Source organism: Actinoplanes oblitus, assembly GCF_030252345.1.
In the GTDB taxonomy this organism is placed as follows: Bacteria; Actinomycetota; Actinomycetes; order Mycobacteriales; family Micromonosporaceae; genus Actinoplanes; species Actinoplanes oblitus.
Genome location: NZ_CP126980.1, coordinates 8324003 through 8342032, shown reverse-complemented (window position 1 = coordinate 8342032; position 18030 = coordinate 8324003). Strand labels below are relative to the sequence as shown.

The window sequence follows — 18030 nt, the reverse complement described above, 5'->3', positions numbered from 1 at the left end:
CAGGGTGCCACGTCAACGATCACTTCTGCACAACGGTCTGATCACCACCCGTTGATGTACGGGTGGTGACCAAACGGACACGTAATGTTGACTGAACGGCTTAGTCCAGGTAGTCGCGCAAAACCTGGGACCGCGACGGATGCCGCAGTTTCGACATCGTCTTGGACTCGATCTGGCGGATCCGCTCCCGGGTGACACCGTAGACCTGGCCGATCTCGTCCAGCGTGCGCGGCTGGCCGTCGGTCAGGCCGAAGCGCAGCCGGACCACGCCCGCCTCCCGCTCGGAGAGCGTCTGCAGCACCTGCTGGAGCTGGTCCTGCAGCAGCGAGAAGGAGACCGCGTCGACGGCGACGACCGCCTCGGAGTCCTCGATGAAGTCACCGAGCTGGCTGTCGCCCTCGTCGCCGATCGTCTGGTCCAGCGAGATGGGCTCACGCGCGTACTGCTGGATCTCCAGCACCTTCTCCGGCGTGATGTCCATTTCCTTGGCCAGCTCCTCCGGGGTGGGCTCGCGGCCCAGGTCCTGGAGCAGCTCGCGCTGGATGCGGCCGAGCTTGTTGATGACCTCCACCATGTGCACCGGGATGCGGATGGTGCGGGCCTGGTCGGCCATGGCGCGGGTGATGGCCTGCCGGATCCACCACGTCGCGTAGGTCGAGAACTTGTAGCCCTTGGTGTAGTCGAATTTCTCGACCGCGCGGATCAGACCCAGGTTGCCCTCCTGGATCAGGTCCAGGAACGCCATGCCCCGGCCGGTGTAGCGCTTGGCCAGCGAGACCACGAGCCGCAGGTTGGCCTCGAGAAGGTGGTTCTTGGCCCGCTCGCCGTCCCGGTTGATCCACTTGAGGTCGCGCTCGAAGTTGCGCTCGAGCGTCTCCTCGCCCTCCTCGGCGGCGCGCAGCCGCTCGGCGGCGTAGAGGCCGGCCTCGATCCGCTTGGCGAGCTCGACCTCCTGCTCCGCGTTGAGCAGCGGAACCTTGCCGATCTGCTTGAGGTACGCCCGGACCGAGTCGGCCGAGGCGGTCAGCTCCGCGTCGCGGCGAGCCTGCTTGAGAGCCTCGGACTCCTCGTCGTCCCACTCGAAGTCGCCGTCGGTGGCCGAGCTGGCGGCATCGGTCGCGGCGGCCGCGACCAGCGCGGGCGGCTCCTCGACGACGACGTCCTCGATCTCGGCGGCGAGCTCCTCGGGATCGATCTCCTCGCCCTCAGGGCCCTCCTCGCCGGGCTTGGCGGCCTTGGCGGGCGCGGCCTTGGCGGTGACCGCCTTCTTGGCCGGAGCGGCCTTCTTGGCGGCCGGAGCGGCCCTCTTGGCGGCCGGGGTGGCGTCACCGGCCGGCGTCGCCTGTTTCGGGGCGGGCGTCGCCTTCTTCACCGGAGCCGTCTTGGCGGTGGTCGCCTTCGACGCCGGGGTTGCGGACCGGGCGGCGGACACCTTGCGGCGGGTGCTGGCCGACCCGTCGACCACGACGACGATGTTGGCGTCCACCAGGCCGCGCAGGATCTTCTTGGCCTGCGCCGGGTTGACGCCGGCGGACTCGAGCGTGTGCGCGACCTGGGCCGAAGTCAGTTGCCCGCCCGCACCCTGAGCATGGGTGATCAAGGCCTCGGTGATAGAGCGAACGTCGGCACCGTTCTGGTGGGCTTCTGTCACGAATGACCTTCCGGAGGCGATGAGTTTGGGCACGGCCGTGGTCCAGCGCAGCACGCGGGGGCGAGTCTCGCCGGAGTCGATTTTGGGAGCCCCCGGGTCACGACGCGTCCCGCAGTGAACGTCCGTGAAGCGTGGGCAGGGGTGAATTGTAGCGCCGTCCGACGAGATCCTCCCCCCGCAGCACGCCGCCGGGGGCCGACGACCTCGTCAAGGACGCTTCGGGCGAGAATCGTATCGGCGGAAAGGACCCAAACGTGAGCGAGATTTCTCCGGGCACGTCGCCCGGCGAGTTGCTGGCGATCGCCGTCCGGGTGGCCCGGGAGGCGGCGGCCACCGCGCGCCGGATGCGCGACGAGGCGATCGGTGACGTGCAGACCAAGAGCACCGACACGGACGTCGTCACGGCGGCGGACAAGGCGGTCGAGCGCCAGGTGGTGGAGGCGCTGCGGGCCGAGCGGCCGGGCGACGGCGTGCTGGGCGAGGAGTACGGCGACGACGGCACCGCCGAGCCGGGCGCGGTCCGGTGGATCCTGGACCCGATCGACGGCACCGTGAACTACCTCTACGGCCTGCCGCAGTACGCGGTCTCGCTGGCCGCCGAGGTGAACGGCGAGGTGGTGGCCGGCGTGGTGGTGAACGCGGCGACCGGCGACGAGTGGACCGCGACCCGCGGCGGCGGCGCCTGGCGGGCCGGGCGGCGGCTGGCCTGCTCCACCGAGACCGTCCTGGGTCAGGCGCTGGTCGGCACCGGGTTCGGGTACGACCCGCGGCGCCGGGCACACCAGGGCCGGGTCTTCGCCCAGATGATCACCCGGGTGCGTGACATCCGGCGGCTCGGTGCCGCGTCCCTCGACCTCTGCCTGGCCGCCGAGGGCAAACTGGACGCGTTCTTCGAGAAGGGTCTCAACGCGTGGGACCACGCGGCCGGTGGCCTGATCGCCGCCGAGGCCGGGATGGTGGTGGCCGGGCTGGGCGGCGCTCCGGCGGGACCGGAGATGGTGCTCCTGGCCCCGCCCGCGCTCTTCCCGGCGCTGCACGACCTGCTGGTCGAGCTGGACGCCGCGGGCGGCCCGTAGCCTCAGTCGGCCTCGGGCTTCTTCGTCACCGGCTTGACGCAGGCGCCCGGCGGCACCTCCGGCTCGCCGATCTCGACCAGCGACTGGTTCACCTCGGTGGTGGTCGCCAGCTGCTGGAAGTTGTCGCCGATGACGATCTCGATGACCGAGCCCTTGCGCTTCGCGTTGTAGACCATCTTCGACTGGGCGAGGAAGTACGCCCGGACCAGCTGGGCCTTGCCCACGGTGTCCGGGCCGTACCGGATCTCGGCGACCCCGTCGAACTTGGCCTTGCCCTTCCCGGTGGGCTGTACGGTGAACCGGCGGTTCTTGAACTCCGTGCTCACCTGGTCGGCCAGGCCGGCCCGCTTGGTGCCGTTGAACACCTTGAGGGTCACCTCGGCGGGATCGTCCGGCAGTTGCACGTCCGCGAGCGGGGCACCGTCGGGGCAATTGGCACCGTTCGCGACATCCGACTGCTTGTCGCGAACCAGCGCGACGATGACGAAGACGATCGCGGCCACGGCGAGCACGCCGACGACGACGAGCGCTCGGACGCGCGCAAAGCTCATGGGGTTGGCTCTCCAGGATCGAACGAGAGGCCCCGGTGAGGTCGCCGGGCCTGTCGAGAGGTTAGCGTCTGTCCGCCAGGCGCGCGGAAACAGGGAATGCTTCCGGCGCGCCGACGATGATCCAGAGGTCGGGACCCCTACTTTGATGTCGCCTCAATCACATCGGGAACAATGTGCCGTCAGTGGGCGTACAACTCTGCCGCGACAGCGGTAAGGTTCCGCGCTCGCCGGGCTCGAACTCGGTGTCCGAACGAGTGTCAGAAATCGTCTGGCGGAACCGGGAACCGAAACCATGTCATCGGCGTTACTAACGCCAAGTGACACATCGATACAGGAGAGTGAAGACCGATGGCCACCGACTACGACGCCCCGCGTCGCGATGAGGTCGACCTCGGCGAGGACAGCCTCGAGGAGCTCAAGTCCCGTCGTACCGACTCGCAGTCGGGTTCTGTTGATGTGGACGAGGTCGAGGTCGCGGAGAGCTTCGAGCTGCCCGGCGCCGACCTGGCCGACGAGGAGCTGACCGTCAAGGTGCTGCCGATGCAGACCGACGAGTTCCGCTGCTCCCGCTGTTTCCTCGTGCACCACCGCAGCCAGCTGGCCGCGGAGCGAAACGGGGAGCTGATCTGCCGCGAGTGCGCCTGAGAGGGCGTGCTCGCGCGCAGCGCGTTTCACCTACACGGGGTTTGACCCTGATGCGGAGCCGGGCACTGTACCGGTGACGACGAGGGGGAGGACGACGATGAGTCAACCGGACCGCGAACCCGACTCCGCGGCCGGCACCGGCGCCGACCCGCTGGGGACTCCGGCCGAGGCACCGGCCGACGACGAGCTGGGCCGTACCGTCGCGGCCCTCACCGCCGACGACCTGGAGCCGTCCGGCCGGCGACGGCTGCTCGGCCGCCTGGTCGGTGACGTGCGCCGGCGTGGGCTGAGCCAGGTCTTCAAGCCGCGCGCCGCGCTGCGCTGGATGGCCGACGTGGTCGCCGACGTGGCGCCGCACGTCCCGGTGCGCAGCCGCGAGACACTGCGCCGGCACTTCCCCGGCATGGACGACGACGCCCTGGCCGAGCGTCTGATCCGCAACGCCGCCCGGGCGACGGCCGGTGTCGGCGCGGCCGGTGGCGGTGTCGCGTCGATCGAGTGGGCCGCGACGCCCACCCTGCTCTCCGCGCCGGTGCTGCTCTCCGCCGAGACGATCGGCGTGGTCGCGATCGAGATGAAGCTGATCGGCGAGTTGCACGAGCTGTACGGCGCGTCGATCGCCGGCAACGGGACCGAGCGCGCGGTCAGCCTGGTCCAGTCCTGGGCCGGCCAGCGCGGGATCAACCCGATGCTGCCCGGGGTCGGCCTGGCCACCGTGCTGAGCACGGCCACCCGCCGCGACCTGCAGAAGAGGCTGCTGCACCGGTTCGGGCGCAACCTGACCTCGTTCGGCCCGATGCTGACCGGCGCCGCAGTCGCCAGTTATCTGAACAGGCGGGCCACCCGCGCCGTCGGCGAACGGGTGCGCGACGACCTCAGGCGGGGCCGGCCGGATCCGCAGCTGTCGAAGGGTTCCGGGCGGCGCGAGCTCGGCGACTGACCGCGAGCAGCGTGGTGGCCAGCTCGACCGGCCGCCGGGTGCTGACCACCCAGTACGGCGTCGGGTCGGCCGGGTCGTCGAGCAGCACCTGCACGGCGGTGCCGATCCACGGCCGCTGCACCACGAAGGCCGTCGGGTGCGCGCCCACCCCGAGCGCCTCCCGCTTGCCGGCCGCGTCCAGGGCCACCACGTCGGCGATGAACTCGACCGGGAGCCGGGCGTCGTCGACCAGGAACGCGCCGTCGCGCACCGCGACCCGCAGCCGGCTCAGTGGGAGCAGCAGCAGCACCGAGAGCGGGAGCAGCACCGCGTAGGGCAGCCAGGCGGGCAGCTCGGGGATGCCCAGGGTCAGCTCGGTGGCGAGGATGGCGCCGACCAGCAGCCCGGCGGGCCACGCCCACCACGGCAGGCCGAGGCGTTCCTGATGGGTCTGGTCGGTGCGGGCCGGGGGCTGGGGTGTCACCCTCGAAGGGTACGGCGCGCCTCCGCTGCGAGGCGCGGCAGGATGGCAGGGTAAGCACCGCCCGGAGCCGTACAGAAGTGAAGGAATCTTCCGTTGAGCGACGTAGTCATTCAGGTTCGCCTGATCGACCCGGACCTGCCGCTGCCGGCCTACGCGCACCCCGGTGACGCCGGCGCCGACCTGGTCGCGGCCGAGGAGGCGGAGATCGCGCCGGGGGCCCGGGTCAAGGTCCGGACCGGTATCGCGGTCGCCATCCCGGACGGCTTCGTCGGGCTGGTCCACCCGCGTTCCGGGCTGGCCGCTCGCCTCGGCGTGACGGTGCTCAACGCGCCCGGTACGGTCGACGCCGGTTACCGTGGCGAGATTCTCGTCAACCTGATCAATCATGACCCGGCGCGGACCGTGAAGATCTCCCGTGGTGACCGCATCGCCCAGCTCGTCGTCCAGCGGGTGGAGCGAGCGGTGTTCCACCTGGTGGAGACCCTCGACGACACCGCGCGGGGCGCCGGCGGGCACGGTTCGACCGGTGGCTTTGGTGAAGGAAAGGCTGGCAGTGATGTTCTCCCGTAAGCGCGAGGGCGCCAAGCACGTACGCGCGGCCGACGCGCCGCCCTCCAAGGCGCTCGCCCAGAGCCTGGCGGCCGACGGGGAAGCCCCGGCGCCCGAGTACGGCCCGTGGGACCTCAAGTACGCCCCGGCCGGCGTGCAGCGGCTCGACCTGGGCAGCCTGCAGATCCCGGCGATCGAGGGCGTCGAGGTGCGGGTGCAGGCCAACCCCGAGGGCGGGGTCGAGCAGGTCGTCCTGGTCGACGGCGAGAGCGCCCTGCAGCTCGGCGTGTTCGCGGCGCCCCGGACCGAGGGCATCTGGGACGAGGTCCGCGAGGAGATCGCCGTCGCGATGCGCGAGGACGGCGTCCAGCCGCAGGAGCTCACCGGGCGGTACGGCACCGAGCTGCTGGCCCGGGTGAACACCCCGGAGGGCCAGGCCGACGTGCGCTTCGTCGGCGTGGACGGCCCGCGCTGGATGGTCCGGGCGCTGTTCCAGGGCGCCGCGGCCGCCGACACGTCCCGCGAGGGTGTGCTCGGCGAGGCGCTGGAGGGCCTGGTCGTGGTCCGCGACAACGAACCCCGGCCGGTCCGGGAGCCGCTCCCGCTGCGGCTGCCGAAGGAGATGGCCGAGCAGGGCCCCGGACAGCAAGTTTGAGACCGGATGGGGTTACCGTGAAGTCATGACCACGGAGGAGCGGACCGGCCTGCGCCGGTTCCTGGACCGGCTCACCGCCACCGATTCCGAGCTCGACGCTCGGGAGCTGCAGCGGGACTCGGCGAAATGTGGCGCGATGCCCGCCGGCCAGTGCCGGCGGGGACAGGTCGTTTCGGTGTCCGGGCGACTGCGCACCGTGGCGTACACTCCACGGACCAACCTGCCCACCCTGGAGGCCGACCTCTGGGACGGCAGCGACGTGGTCACGCTGGTGTTCCTGGGCCGCCGGTCGATCGCCGGCATCGAGCCCGGGCGCCAGCTCACCGCGCGTGGCCGGATCGCGATCCGGGACGACCGCAAGGTCATCTACAACCCGTTCTACGAGCTGGAGGCGCCCCGGTGACACCCGGCAACGAGCCGCGCCATGTGGCGCACGAAACCGTTGAGGAGCGGCTCGCCGAGGACATCGTCGAGGAGCTCGATCTGCACCCGGTGCCGGCCGCCGAGGCGGACGACGAGGAGGCCCTCCCGCCGCTCAGCGAGCAGATCGCCGAGCAGCTCGGCGGGGTGCGCGGGCTGATCGAGTCGAGCATCCCGGTGCTCGCCTTCGTGCTGTTCAACGTGCTGCTCGGCGAGTCGGTGGCGGGTCTGGACAAACAGACCGCCCTGCTCTGGGCGATCATCGGGTCGGTCGGTTCGGCGCTCGCCATCGGCGGCGTCCGGCTGGCCCGCAAGCAGCCGGTCCGGCACGCGGTCAACGGGCTGTTCGGCATCGCGCTCGGCGCCTACTTCGCCTGGAAGAGCGGCGACGCGAAGAACTTCTACCTGCCCGGCATCCTGCTCACCTTCGGGCAGGCCGCCGCGCTGCTGCTCTCGGTGCTGTTCCGGAAACCGCTGATCGGGTACGCCTGGGGCATCATGGCCAACAAGGGCCGGCAGGACTGGTTCGGCAACACCCGGCTGTTCCGGACCTTCCAGTGGCTCACCCTGCTCTGGGTGGCGTCGCTGGCCCTGCGCGCCGGGATCCAGTTCTACCTGTGGCGGCTCGGCGAGGCGAACGCCCTGGGCATCGTCCGGATCCTGATCAGCTGGCCGATCTACGCCGCGACGTTCGCCTTCACCGCCTGGGCCATCCACCGGGTCACCTCGACCCAGCGGCCCGACCTGCAAGAGGCCTAGGCCGGGCTGCTGCCCAGGACCACGGCGCGGATCTGATCCTCCACCTCGGTGGTGCACACGAAGATCAGCTCGTCGCCGGCCTCCAACGGGTCGTCCGGCGTCGGCACCACCACCCGCTTGCCGCGCAGGATCGCCACCAGCGCGGCATCCCGGGGCATCGGCACCGAGCGCAGCGGCTTGCCCTCGTACGGCGCGTTCTTCGGCAGGGTGATCTCCACCAGGTTGGCCTCACCCTGCCGGAACGTCATCAGCCGGACCAGGTCGCCGACCGTCACCGCCTCCTCGACCAGGGCGGCCATCAGGCGCGGCTTGCTGACCGACACGTCGACGCCCCACTGCTCGGTGAACAGCCACTCGTTCTCCGCCCGGTTCACCCGGGCCACCACCCGGCCGACCGCGAACTCGGTCTTGGCCAGCAGCGACACCACCAGGTTCGCCTTGTCGTCGCCGGTGGCCGCGACCACCACGTCGCAGGACGCGACGTCGGCCTCCTCCAGGCTGCTCAGCTCGCAGGCGTCGGCGAGGATCCACTGCGCCTCGGGCACCCGCTCGGGGCAGAGCTGACGCGGCTGCCGCTCGATCAGCATCACCTCGTGCCCGTTGCCGATCAGTTCCTGAGCGATCGACCGGCCCACGTTGCCGGCTCCCGCGATGGCGATGCGCATGTCAGTGCCCTTCGTTTCCGGCGCGCCCGGCGATGTCCAGAACCTTGCTCACAGTGTCGTCGGTGACCAGCATGAACACCTGGTCGCCGTCCTGCAGCACGGTGGACGGCTGGGCCAGCGAGCCCATCCCGAAGCGCATCAGATAGGCCACCCGGGCGCCGGTGCCCTCCTCCAGGCTCTTCACCGTCCGGCCCACCCAGTCCCGGTGCAGCGGCACCTCGACGATGCTGACCACGCTGGTCGGGTCGCGGAACACCTCGAAGCGCTCCTCGGGCGCCAGGTAGCGGAACATCCGGTCGGCGGCCCAGCGGATGGTCGCCACGGTCGGGATGCCGAGCCGCTCGTACACCTGGGCGCGCTTGGCGTCGTAGATCCGGGCGACCACCCGGGAGACGCCGAACGTCTCACGGGCCAGCCGGGCCGAGATGATGTTCGAGTTGTCGCCGCTGGAGACGGCGGCGAAGGCGTCCGCCCGCTCGATGCCGGCGGCCCGCAGCACGTCCCGGTCGAAGCCGATCCCGTTGACGGTGAGACCGCCGAAGTCCGAGCCCAGCCGCCGGAACGCGTCGGCGTTCTGGTCGATCACGGCGACCTGATGGCCCCGTGCGTCGAGGTTCTGCGCCAGCGTGGAACCGAGCCGGCCACACCCCATGATCACCACGTGCACGGCTACGTGTCCTCCCGTTCGCCTACCGTCCTTGCTGAGCCTCCCATGCCTCTCTGCCGCGGTTCGTCCGGGGCGGGCGGCGCCGGATCACGCCCGGTCGTACTCTTGGCAGTCGTGGCAAGTACCACCTCCCTAGCCAAGCGGCTGCTTCTCGGCCGGCCGTTCCGCTCGGACAAGCTGCAGCACACGCTGCTGCCCAAGCGGATCGCCCTGCCGGTCTTCGCGAGCGACGCGCTGTCCAGCGTGGCGTACGCGCCCGACGAGATCCTGTTGACTCTCTCCATCGCGGGGGCCGCGGCCTTCGCGATCTCTCCGTGGGTGACGCTGGCAGTCGCCGTGGTGATGGTGACCGTGGTCGCCAGCTACCGGCAGAACGTGCACGCCTACCCCTCCGGCGGCGGTGACTACGAGGTGGCCACGGTCAACCTCGGGCCGCGCGCCGGGCTCGGGGTGGCCAGCGCACTGCTGGTGGACTACATCCTCACCGTCGCGGTGTCGGTCTCCTCCGGGGTGAACAACCTCGGCTCGGTCCTGCCCTGGGTGGCCGACAACCGGGTCGGCGTCGCGATCGGGGCGGTCGTCCTGCTCACCGCGCTCAACCTGCGCGGCCTGCGCGAGGCCGGGGTGGCGTTCGCCGTCCCGACGTACCTGTTCATCCTGGTCATCCTCGGCATGATCGGGACCGGCCTGTTCCGGATCTTCATCCTCGGCGAGGACCTGCGGGCGCCCAGCGCCGGCCTGACCATCACCGCCGAGGAACACCACCTGACCAGCTTCGCGTTCGTCTTCCTGCTGCTGCGGACGTTCTCCTCGGGCTGTGCCGCGCTCACCGGCGTGGAGGCGATCTCCAACGGCGTGCCCGCCTTCAAGCCGCCGAAGAGCAAGAACGCCGCCACCACGCTGCTGCTGCTGGGCGCCTTGGCGATCGTGATGCTCGCCGGCATCGTGCTGCTGGCCCGGATGACCCATCTGCAGTACGTCGAGGACCCCACCACGCAGATCGTCACCAACCCGGGCTTCTACGAGCAGAAGACGGTCACCGCGCAGCTCGCCCAGACCGTGTTCGGCGAGGGCTCGCTGCTCTTCCTGGTGACCGGCGGGATCACCGCGCTGATCCTGTTCCTCGCCGCGAACACCGCGTTCAACGGCTTCCCGGTGCTCGGCTCGATCCTGGCGCAGGACCGCTATCTGCCCCGGCAGTTCCACACCCGCGGCGACCGGCTGGCGTTCAGCAACGGCATCGTCTTCCTGGCCACCGCCGCTATCGTGCTGATCCTGGCGTTCCAGGCGGAGACCACCCGGCTGATCCAGCTCTACATCGTGGGCGTGTTCGTGTCGTTCACCCTGTCGCAGGGCGGCATGATCCGGCACTGGAACCGGTTGCTCAGGATCCAGCGCGACCCGGAACGCCGGCGCCGGATGATCCGCTCCCGGTCGATCAACGCGTTCGGCATGGGCCTGACCGGAGCGGTGCTCATCGTCGTACTGATCACCAAGTTCATGCTCGGTGCCTGGATCGCGATCGCCGCGATGGTCGTGTTCTACGTCCTGATGCTGGCCATCCACCGGCACTACACACGCGTCTCCGAGGAACTGCAGCCCACCGAGGAGCGCCCGGTGCTGCCGTCCCGCAACCACGCGGTGATCCTGGTCAGCAAGGTGCACCTGCCGACGCTGCGGGCGGTCGCCTACGCGCAGGCGACCCGGCCGGACACCATCACGGCGGTGACCGTGAACGTCGACGACAAGGACACCCGCAACATCCAGGCCGAGTGGGAGCGCCGGGAGCTGCCCGTCCCGCTCACCGTGATCGACTCGCCGTACCGGGAGATCACCAAGCCGATCATCGACTTCGTGAAGAGCGTGCGCCGCGCGTCGCCGCGCGACGTGGTCACCGTCTTCGTCCCGGAATACGTGGTCGGCCGCTGGTGGGAGAACCTGCTGCACAACCAGAGCGCGCTGCGGATCAAAGGGCGGCTGCTCTTCGAGCCCGGCGTGATGGTGACCAGCGTGCCGTGGCAGCTGCGCTCCAGCCAGGACCGCGACCTGGACCGGCTGGATCGTGGGCTGAGCCGGGCGCCGGCGCGCGGGCCGCGCTTTCACCCGACCGAGACCAAGGCCGTTTCCGATCAGCCAATCGAGGAGAAGTCGTGACCTCCCCGGCCTCCGCCGCTCCGGTCTCCGGCGTGGTTCCCGCCTCACCTGCGGATGATCTTGTCGAGGGTGACCGGATCGAGCTGACGGTGGGTGCGCCGGCGCACGGCGGGCACTGCGTGGCCAGGTTCGGCGGTCCGCACGGCCGGGTCGTCTTCGTCAGGCACGCGCTGCCCGGTGAGCGGGTCACCGCGGAGATCACCGAGCGGCACCGCGGCTACCTGCGAGCCGACGCGGTGGAGATCCACGAGCCGTCGCCGGACCGGGTCCAGGCTCCCTGCCGGTTCGCCCATCCGGGCGGCTGCGGCGGCTGCGACCTGCAACACGTCTCCGCCGACGCGCAACTGCGGTGGAAGACGGAGGTGGTCCGCGAACAGCTCAGCCGGTTGGCCGGACTGACCCCCGAGGACCAGGACCGGCTTTCGGTACGCGTGCAGCCGCTCACCCCGGGCGAAGCCGGCCTGCTCGGCTGGCGTACCCGGGTCCGCTACGCGATCGACGCGGCCGGCCGCCCCGGCCTGCTCCAGCACCGCTCGCACCAGGTGGTCCCGATCGACCGCTGCCTGATCGCCCACCCGGCGATCCAGGAGCTCGACCTGCTCCGGCACCAGTGGCCGGCCAGCAACGCGGTGCAGGCGGTCGCCGCCACCGGTGGCGACGTCGCGGTCCTCGACCGCCCCGCCGGAACGTCCGGATCGGCCGCCGACGACCCCACCGAGGAGATGGGCGGCGCCGGGCTGGTCCGGCTCTCCGGTCCGGAAAAGATCACCGAGGTCGTGGGCGAGCGCTCCTGGGCGATCGCCCCGGAGAGCTTCTGGCAGGTGCACCCGGCCGCCGCCGCGACACTGACCGAGGCGGTTCTGGCGATGCTGCGTCCCGCCCCGGGCGAGATCGCCTGGGACCTGTACGGCGGAGCCGGCCTCTTCGCCGCCGCCGTCGCCGAGCGCACCGGCGCCCGGACCACCGTGGTCGAGTCGTCACCGCTCGGCGTCGCCGCGGCCCGCGCCGAACTGGCCGGTCTGCCGCAGGTCGAGGTGGTCGCGGCCCGGGTGGAGACGGCCCTGAGCCGCCGCCGGGTCACCGGCCCGGTGGACCTGGTGGTGCTCGACCCGCCGCGGTCCGGCGCCGGCGCCAAGGTGGTCCGCGGCATCGTCGCGGCCGAGCCCCGGGCGGTCGCGTACGTGGCCTGCGACCCGGCGGCGCTGGCGCGGGACGTGAAGACGTTCCGCTCCCTCGGCTGGGAACTGGCGGAGTTGCGGGCGTTCGACTGCTTCCCGATGACGCAGCATGTGGAGTGCGTGGCCCTGCTGCTGCCGGCCTGAACCCGGTTGTCGGTCGGGCCGGCCTGCTTCGGGTGGGTTTGCTCGCCGGCGGGTGTCTCGGGTGTGCTGGTGAGCCGCTGACAGGCTCGCTCGGCTTGTGGGGTTGCCCGGTTGGGGCGCCGAAGGCTTGGTCGGCCTGGGGTGCTTGTGGGGGCGGTCCGGCTTGCGGCGCGTTTGCGGCTTGCCTGGTTCGGGATGGGCTTCAAGGTGCCCGGTCTGCGGCCTGCTTCGTGATCGCCCGGTGTGCGGCCTGCTCGCAGGACTGGGCGGCGTGCGGCCTGCGCTTTGGACTGCGCGGCCTGCGGGTTGCGCGCTGGACTGCTCGGTGTGCGGCCTGCTCGCAGGACTGCGCGGCCTGCTTGTGGGCTTGCCGGGCTCAGGGCTTGTTCGGGGGCTCGCCGGCTTGGGGTCCTCGTGCGGGATCGTCCGGCTTGCCCGCGCTCGCAGGCCCGCGCTCGCCGGCCCACCCTCCCTGGGGGAGGCCCCCGCTGAACAGTGTGGCGGGTGGGGGCGGGGGCGCGCGGGCGGGCTGTGGACAGCGCGGGACTGTGGAAAAGGCCGGTAGTTCGGCGCGGCTCCGGCCGTACCGGAAATCGGCCTGGGAAAGGGCGGCCCGGCGCCGGCAGGATGGTTTTCCTGGAGGGCGCCGGGCGCGGGAGTGTGCGGTGGGTGCTACCTACGCGGCGGGCCTGATCACGGGTTGGCGCGCTCGGCGGCGGCGACCGCGTTGCGGAACAGCATGGCGACGGTGGTGGGGCCGACGCCGCCGACCCGAGGAGTGATGGCGCCGGCCACCGAGGCGCAGGACTCGTCGACGTCGGGGAGGAGGCGGCGGCCCTCGTAGCGGACGCCGGCGCCGATGACGGTGGCGCCCGGCTTGACGTGTTCCGGCTGGATGATGTGCGGGACGCCGACGGCGGCGATCAGGATCTCGGCGCGCTTGGTGTAGCGCGGCCAGTCCTTGACACCGGTGTGCACCACGGTGACGGCGGCGTTCGCGGTCGGGCGTTTCTGGGCGAGCAGCATCGCGAGCGGGCGGCCCAGCGTGGCGCCGCGACCGAGAATGACCACCTCGCGGCCGGCCACCTCGATGCCGTGGTGGGCGAGCAGCGCCTCGATGCCGGCCGGCGTGCAGGGCAGCGGGCCGGGCAGGCCGACAGCGAGCCGGCCCATGTTGAGCGGGTGCATCCCGTCGACGTCCTTGTCCGGGTCGAGGGTCTGCAGGGCGGCGTCGTAGTCCAGGTGGCCCGGGATCGGGTACTGGATCAGGACGCCGTGCACGCTCTTGTCGTCGTTGAACTCGGCGATCACCTTGAGCAGGTCGGCCTGCGTGACGTCGCCGGAGAGGTGCCGGTGCGGGGACTCGAAGCCGAGCTCGCCGGCCTGCTTCTGCTTGATCCGGATGTAGCCCGCGCTGGCGTCGTCGTCGCCGACCAGGATGGTGGCCAGGCTGGGCTGGACGCCGCGCTCCTTGAGCCGGGCGACCCGGTCCCGGACGTCGGCCAGGACGGCCTCGGCGACCGGCGCTCCGGGCAGGAGGCGGGCGCCGGTGGTTTCGGTGGTCATGCTGTCTGCTCCTCGGACGGGGAGCCCAGGCGGACGACTCCCGTGACGAGCTCCCCGATGGTTGGGACCATCCTCGTGCCGCCAGTCGCTGCTTACCCCCAGGATGCCCGATGTGCGGGTCCGGCCGGGCGGCGGGGTGGGCGGGTTTCCGGTGCGGTCGTCAGCCGGTGGGTGCGGGGGAGCGGGGTGGGAAGCGGTTTTCGGTACGCCGGGGGCGTTTTCCACAGCGCCGGGTTGTCCACAGCCGGGGCGGCGGGGCTGGTGGTTTTTCGGGATCGTGGGTTGTGGGTGGTCTGCCCCCGGTTGGGGTGGGGTCCGGCCGGGGCTGGGCCGAGGGTGGGCTCGGCCCGGGTGGTTCCTCGCGAGCGAGCGGGGGCGTCCGGTCAGGGGGTCTCCGACCGGTGCGCGGGCGGCGCGTCGGGGCCGGAGCCGGTGCTGGTGCCGAGGCCGTTGCCGGTGGTGGCACCGGGGCTGGTGCCAGGGCTGGTGGAGGCCATGGCTGCCGCCGGTTCGGTGGAGTGCGGGTCGTCGTCGAAGGTGGACTCGTCGAAGGGGGCGGCTCCGGTGAGGACCAGCTTGGCCTGGTCGCGGTCGATCTCGTGGGTCCAGGTGCCGATCAGGACGGTGGCGACCGCGTTGCCGGCGAAGTTGGTGAGGGCGCGGGCCTCGGACATCAGGCGGTCGATGCCGACGATCATGCCGACGCCGGGCACCAGGTCGGGGCGGTGGCTCTGCAGGCCGCCGGCGAGGGTGGCCAGTCCGGCGCCGGTGACGCCGGCGGCGCCCTTGGAGGCGACGATCATGAAGAGGAGCAGGCCGATCTGCTGGCTGACGGAGAGGGGCCGGTCCATCGCGTCGGCGATGAACAGGGACGCCATGGTCAGGTAGATGGCGGTGCCGTCCAGGTTGAACGAGTAACCGGTGGGCACCACGATGCCGACCACCGGTTTGCTCACCCCCAGGTGGCCCATCTTGGCGATCAGGCGGGGGAGGGCCGACTCGGACGACGAGGTGGACAGGATCAGCAGGAACTCCCGGGCCAGGTAGCGGAAGAGCCGGAAGATCGACACCCCGGCGACCAGCCGGAGCAGCAGCCCGAGCACCACGAAGACGAAGAGCACGCAGGTGGTGTAGAAGCCGAGCATGATGCCGGCCAGGCTCTTCAGCGCGTCGAACCCGGTGGCGCCGACCAGCGCGGCCATCGCGCCGAACGCGCCGATCGGGGCCAGCCACATGATCATCGACAGGATCTTGAAGACGATCCGCTGGAGCAGGCCGAAAGCCCGGATCACCGGCTCGCCGCGCTCGCCCAGCGACTGCACGGCGAAACCGACGAGCAGCGCGACCAGCAGCGTCTGCAGCACCTGGGTGCTGGTCAGCGCGGAGAACAGGGTGTCCGGGATGATGCCCAGGACGAAGTCGACACCGCCCTCGGCCTGCTTGCTGACCTGGGCCGCGCCGGTCTTCGCCAGCTCGTCGCTGAGGTGCAGGCCGGAGCCGGGGTGCAGCAGGTTGCCGACCACCAGGCCGATCGACAGCGCCACGGTCGACATGATCAGGAAGTAGCCGAGGGCCAGCCCGCCGACCCGGCCGACCTGGGCGGCGCGGCGGACCGAGCCGACGCCCAGCACCAGGGTGCAGAAGATCACTGGTGAGATCATCATCTTGATCAGGTCGACGAACCCGGTGCCCAGCGGCTTCAGCTTCACCGCGAAGTCCGGGAACGCGAAGCCCACGGTGATCCCGAGGATCATCGCGAGCAGCACGGCGAGGTAGAGGAAGTGGCTGCGGTCTCGGCGTCGCGGGGACTCGGTATCGACGGACATGCGCCCCTGGTTACCCGATTCTGTGAAGCGAATCACACGACTTCACCGGAAGGGCGGAATGTGCAGGAGCTGTGGAGGAATCCAGGCTGTCCGTTCGCTCCAGGTCGCCTCCGCGCGGTGTCCCGATAGACTTCCGGCCTATGAGCGACTCCCCCTCGACCCCGGCCGGCCTGCTGGCGAGCGTCACCGACCCCGGTGCCCTCAAGCGACTGACCGCGGAGCAGCTGACCCTGCTCGCGGCCGAGATCCGTGACTTCCTGGTGGCCAAGGTGTCGCGGACCGGTGGTCACCTCGGTCCGAACCTCGGTGTGGTCGAGATGACCCTCGCGATGCACCGCGTCTTCGACTCCCCACGCGACAAGATCCTCTTCGACACCGGCCATCAGGCGTACGTGCACAAGATCCTGACCGGCCGGCAGGACGGCTTCGACCTGCTCCGCCAGCGGGGTGGCCTCACCGGCTACCCGAGCCAGGCGGAGAGCGAGCACGACCTGATCGAGAACTCGCACGCCTCCACCGCGCTGTCCTATGCCGACGGCCTGGCCAAGGCGTTCGCGCTGCGCGGCGAGGACCGGCACGTGGTGGCGGTGGTCGGCGACGGCGCGCTCACCGGTGGCATGTGCTGGGAGGCGCTCAACAACATCGCGGCCACGAAGAACAAGCTGGTCATCGTGGTCAACGACAACGGCCGGTCGTACGCGCCGACGATCGGCGGCCTGGCCGACCACCTCTCCACCCTGCGGCTCAACCCGGGCTACGAGAAGGTGCTCGACCTGGTCAAGGACGCGCTCGGGCAGACCCCGGTGGTCGGCAAGCCGGTCTTCGAGGTGCTGCACGCCGTCAAGCGCGGGATCAAGGACGCGATCAGCCCGCAGCCGATGTTCGAGGACCTGGGCCTGAAGTACATCGGCCCGGTGGACGGGCACGACCAGCAGGCGATGGAGTCGGCGCTGCGCCGAGCCAAGGGCTTCAACGCCCCGGTCATCGTGCACGCGGTGACCCGCAAGGGCTACGGCTACCGCCCCGCCGAGCAGGACGAGGCGGACTGCCTGCACGGCCCGGGCAGCGCCTTCGACGTGGAGACCGGCAAGCTGCTGGCCGCGCCGACGCTGAAGTGGACCAAGGTGTTCGCCGAGGAGCTCGTCGCGATCGCCGACGAGCGGCCCGACGTGGTCGGCATCACGGCCGCCATGGCCGAGCCGACCGGCATCGCCGCTCTGGCGAAGAAGTACCCGGAGCGGACCTATGACGTCGGCATCGCCGAGCAGCACGCCGCGACCAGCGCCGCCGGCCTGGCGATGGGTGGCCTGCACCCGGTGGTCGCGGTCTACGCCACGTTCCTGAACCGGGCCTTCGACCAGGTCCTGCTGGACGTGGCGATGCACCGGCTGCCGGTCACCTTCGTGCTGGACCGGGCCGGCATCACCGGGCCGGACGGCCCGAGCCACTACGGCATCTGGGACATGAGCGTCTTCGGCGTGGTCCCCGGCCTGCGGATCGCCGCCCCGCGCGACGCCGCCACCCTGCGCGAGGAGCTGCGTGAGGCGGTCGCTGTCGACGACGGCCCGACCATCGTCCGCTTCCCGACCGGCTCGGTCGCCCCGGACACCCCGGCGCTGCGCCGGGTCGGCCAGGTCGACGTGCTGCGCGAGGACGCCAAGAAGGACATCCTGCTGGTCGCTGTCGGCTCGTTCGCCGGCCTCGGACTGGACGCCGCCGAGCGGCTCGCCGAGCAGGGGTACGGCGTGACGGTCGCCGACCCGCGCTGGGTGCGCCCGGTGCCTGCCGAGCTGACCGGGCTGGCCGCCGCCCACCGCCTGGTGGTGACCCTGGAGGACGGCATCCGGGCCGGCGGGGTGGGTGACGCGGTGGCCGCCGCGCTGCGTGACGCCGGGCTGACCACGCCGCTGCGTGACTTCGGTGTGCCGGCCGGATTCCACCCGCACGGCACCCGGGCCGAGATCCTGGCGTCGCTCGGGCTGACCGCGCAGGACATCGCCCGCGAGGTGACCGAGTGGGTGTCCCGGCTGGACGCCGGTGACGCGGTGCGGGAGCCGGTGCTCTGACCGGAGCGCGCCGGGAACACCGCGGCGGCGGCAGCTGTCGCACCCGGGTGCGCCG

Annotated in this window: 17 protein-coding genes and 1 riboswitch; of the genes, 10 read left to right on the top strand and 7 right to left on the bottom strand. The window is 71.3% G+C overall.

Annotated elements, in window-relative coordinates; translation table 11 throughout:
- Positions 1-100: 100 nt before the first annotated feature.
- A complete protein-coding gene (locus Actob_RS37005) occupies positions 101-1651 on the bottom strand; it encodes an RNA polymerase sigma factor (RefSeq protein ID WP_284916611.1) in 1551 nt (516 codons plus the stop codon).
- Positions 1652-1905: 254 nt separating this feature from the next.
- On the opposite strand from Actob_RS37005, the gene Actob_RS37000 reads away from it, so the two are divergent.
- On the top strand, positions 1906-2727 hold the full coding sequence (locus Actob_RS37000) for an inositol monophosphatase family protein (RefSeq protein ID WP_284916610.1): 822 nt from the start codon (positions 1906-1908) through the stop codon (positions 2725-2727).
- A 2-nt stretch (positions 2728-2729) separates the two neighbouring features.
- Here the strand turns inward: Actob_RS37000 and Actob_RS36995 are convergent, their stop codons facing one another.
- Entirely contained in the window at positions 2730-3278 is a 549-nt protein-coding gene (locus Actob_RS36995) for a LytR C-terminal domain-containing protein (RefSeq protein ID WP_284916609.1), read from the bottom strand.
- A gap of 348 nt (positions 3279-3626) precedes the next feature.
- On the opposite strand from Actob_RS36995, the gene Actob_RS36990 reads away from it, so the two are divergent.
- Positions 3627-3923, top strand: a complete 297-nt coding sequence (locus Actob_RS36990; protein ID WP_189336448.1) for a DUF4193 domain-containing protein — start codon at positions 3627-3629, stop codon at positions 3921-3923.
- Positions 3924-4020: 97 nt separating this feature from the next.
- Positions 4021-4863, top strand: a complete 843-nt coding sequence (locus tag Actob_RS36985) for a hypothetical protein (protein WP_284916608.1) — start codon at positions 4021-4023, stop codon at positions 4861-4863.
- Here Actob_RS36985 and Actob_RS36980 read toward each other — a convergent pair.
- Complete coding sequence (locus tag Actob_RS36980) at positions 4799-5326, bottom strand: DUF3093 domain-containing protein (protein WP_284916607.1); 528 nt, start codon at positions 5324-5326, stop codon at positions 4799-4801. The genes Actob_RS36985 and Actob_RS36980 overlap by 65 nt on opposite strands.
- Positions 5327-5419: 93 nt before the next feature.
- Between Actob_RS36980 and dut the strand changes: the two genes are divergently transcribed.
- From dut to Actob_RS36960, 4 genes are read left to right on the top strand one after another with little or no spacing between them, the layout of a single operon-like run.
- Positions 5420-5896, top strand: coding sequence for a dUTP diphosphatase (dut, locus tag Actob_RS36975; RefSeq protein WP_284916606.1), 477 nt, complete (start codon positions 5420-5422; stop codon positions 5894-5896).
- Positions 5883-6530, top strand: coding sequence for a DUF3710 domain-containing protein (locus Actob_RS36970; RefSeq protein WP_284916605.1), 648 nt, complete (start codon positions 5883-5885; stop codon positions 6528-6530). Before dut ends, Actob_RS36970 begins: the two co-directional genes overlap by 14 nt.
- Before the next feature lie 25 nt (positions 6531-6555).
- Positions 6556-6933: an OB-fold nucleic acid binding domain-containing protein gene (locus tag Actob_RS36965; protein ID WP_189336453.1), complete on the top strand. Its 378-nt coding sequence runs from the start codon at positions 6556-6558 to the stop codon at positions 6931-6933.
- Positions 6930-7709 (top strand): DUF3159 domain-containing protein, encoded by a 780-nt coding sequence (locus tag Actob_RS36960; protein ID WP_284916604.1) that lies wholly within the window; start codon positions 6930-6932, stop codon positions 7707-7709. The genes Actob_RS36965 and Actob_RS36960 overlap by 4 nt, the downstream gene beginning before the upstream one ends.
- On the opposite strand, the gene Actob_RS36955 is transcribed toward Actob_RS36960, so the two are convergent.
- Entirely contained in the window at positions 7706-8374 is a 669-nt protein-coding gene (locus Actob_RS36955; RefSeq protein ID WP_284916603.1) for a potassium channel family protein, read from the bottom strand. The two genes, Actob_RS36960 and Actob_RS36955, sit on opposite strands and share 4 nt — an antisense overlap.
- A 1-nt stretch (position 8375) precedes the next feature.
- Positions 8376-9041 carry a potassium channel family protein gene (locus Actob_RS36950; RefSeq protein WP_284916602.1) on the bottom strand — a complete coding sequence of 222 codons (666 nt, stop codon included), beginning with the start codon at positions 9039-9041 and terminating at the stop codon, positions 8376-8378.
- A gap of 114 nt (positions 9042-9155) precedes the next feature.
- Between Actob_RS36950 and Actob_RS36945 the strand changes: the two genes are divergently transcribed.
- Complete coding sequence (locus Actob_RS36945; protein WP_284916601.1) at positions 9156-11195, top strand: APC family permease; 2040 nt, start codon at positions 9156-9158, stop codon at positions 11193-11195.
- A complete protein-coding gene (locus tag Actob_RS36940; protein ID WP_407653481.1) occupies positions 11192-12517 on the top strand; it encodes a class I SAM-dependent RNA methyltransferase in 1326 nt (441 codons plus the stop codon). The genes Actob_RS36945 and Actob_RS36940 overlap by 4 nt, the downstream gene beginning before the upstream one ends.
- 693 nt (positions 12518-13210) lie before the next feature.
- On the opposite strand, the gene Actob_RS36935 is transcribed toward Actob_RS36940, so the two are convergent.
- Both Actob_RS36935 and Actob_RS36930 read right to left on the bottom strand, forming a co-directional pair.
- Entirely contained in the window at positions 13211-14083 is an 873-nt protein-coding gene (locus Actob_RS36935) for a bifunctional 5,10-methylenetetrahydrofolate dehydrogenase/5,10-methenyltetrahydrofolate cyclohydrolase (protein ID WP_284916600.1), read from the bottom strand.
- Positions 14084-14099: 16 nt separating this feature from the next.
- Positions 14100-14182, bottom strand: a riboswitch (ZMP/ZTP riboswitch).
- A 284-nt stretch (positions 14183-14466) separates the two neighbouring features.
- On the bottom strand, positions 14467-15909 hold the full coding sequence (locus tag Actob_RS36930) for a cation:dicarboxylate symporter family transporter (protein WP_284916599.1): 1443 nt from the start codon (positions 15907-15909) through the stop codon (positions 14467-14469).
- Between the two features lie 140 nt (positions 15910-16049).
- Between Actob_RS36930 and dxs the strand changes: the two genes are divergently transcribed.
- Positions 16050-17975 carry a 1-deoxy-D-xylulose-5-phosphate synthase gene (dxs, locus tag Actob_RS36925; protein ID WP_284916598.1) on the top strand — a complete coding sequence of 642 codons (1926 nt, stop codon included), beginning with the start codon at positions 16050-16052 and terminating at the stop codon, positions 17973-17975.
- Positions 17976-18030: the final 55 nt, after the last annotated feature.

Excerpts from the sequence above, each read along its gene's own strand:
- Actob_RS36985 (WP_284916608.1), top strand. The coding sequence starts at position 4,021 with ATGAGTCAACCGGACCGCGAACCCGACTCCGCGGCCGGCACCGGCGCC.
- Actob_RS36955 (WP_284916603.1), bottom strand. The coding sequence starts at position 8,374 with ATGCGCATCGCCATCGCGGGAGCCGGCAACGTGGGCCGGTCGATCGCT.
- Actob_RS36930 (WP_284916599.1), bottom strand. The coding sequence starts at position 15,909 with ATGTCCGTCGATACCGAGTCCCCGCGACGCCGAGACCGCAGCCACTTC.
- dxs (WP_284916598.1), top strand. The coding sequence starts at position 16,050 with ATGAGCGACTCCCCCTCGACCCCGGCCGGCCTGCTGGCGAGCGTCACC.
- Actob_RS36965 (WP_189336453.1), top strand. The coding sequence starts at position 6,556 with ATGACCACGGAGGAGCGGACCGGCCTGCGCCGGTTCCTGGACCGGCTC.
- Actob_RS36995 (WP_284916609.1), bottom strand. The coding sequence starts at position 3,278 with ATGAGCTTTGCGCGCGTCCGAGCGCTCGTCGTCGTCGGCGTGCTCGCC.
- Actob_RS36935 (WP_284916600.1), bottom strand. The coding sequence starts at position 14,083 with ATGACCACCGAAACCACCGGCGCCCGCCTCCTGCCCGGAGCGCCGGTC.
- Actob_RS36970 (WP_284916605.1), top strand. The coding sequence starts at position 5,883 with ATGTTCTCCCGTAAGCGCGAGGGCGCCAAGCACGTACGCGCGGCCGAC.
- Actob_RS36990 (WP_189336448.1), top strand. The coding sequence starts at position 3,627 with ATGGCCACCGACTACGACGCCCCGCGTCGCGATGAGGTCGACCTCGGC.